Annotated in this window: 1 protein-coding gene; it reads right to left on the bottom strand. The window is 58.5% G+C overall.

What is annotated here, in order from left to right:
* Positions 1-792: hypothetical protein (locus NW827_RS07680; RefSeq protein WP_414503522.1), on the bottom strand; the 792-nt coding region annotated here is incomplete at both ends.

Genomic DNA, 792 nt, shown 5'->3' with positions numbered 1-792 from the left:
CCTCGCGGCCTTCTTGCACGCCGGCAGGCAGCCAAGTATCTCCGTTGATCAAGCCCTTTTCCTGCCCCGGGACGTTGCTGGGCAAAAGATCCGGGACGTTGTTGGTCAAAAGGGCCAGGTCGATGTTGAGGGCCCGCACTGCCATCGCCTCGCGGCCATCGTAAAACACCGAATCTTTGAAGGGCACGCGATAGCACTGGTCGCCGACCTGGATCAGCTCCATCTGGTTGCTGTTGGGATGCTTGCCAAGCAGGTCGCTCCTGGGGCAAGAGGTTGAGGCCCTGGGCAATACCCACTCGTTGATGTTCTTGCGGGGCTGGAGTCTGATCAGCTTCAAGTCATCCAGCTCCTCCAAGTTGCAGCCGGGATTTCTGGGATCGCACAGGGCTCGATAGGTTGCCCTCGGTACCCAACTCTCACCATTAAATGGCTTATATGCCTCCCTCCGCCGCTTCTCCAGAGGATCCTCGTGGTTGAACCAGTCAGTGTTGTTTTCGGTCGTGTCAGGGAAAATGTAGCGCAGCGGCAGGTAGAAGCGGTTAGAGGCATTCAGATCACCCCTACGGCTGGCTTTGATGTCATCCCGAAGGATCTGAGCTACTGGATCCCCGGCGTTGGCAGCCGCCTCAATCCGCAGAATGTTGTCGGCCAGCATGCCCAACATACAGCCCGCCGTCTGCAGCGTGGTCTGGTCGGCCAGGCTAAGCTCTTCGACAGGCGTGCCTTTGTTAACCGTATCGATCACCCGCCGCAGCTCGGAGAAGTTGCCAAAGGCGGTGATGAACGGATCTG

Origin of the sequence: Synechococcus sp. H70.1 (assembly GCF_047502705.1) — a bacterium.
In the GTDB taxonomy this organism is placed as follows: Bacteria; Cyanobacteriota; Cyanobacteriia; order Thermostichales; family Thermostichaceae; genus Thermostichus.
Note: the sequence above shows the minus strand (reverse complement) of the source record. Positions and strands in the feature narration are given on the sequence as shown.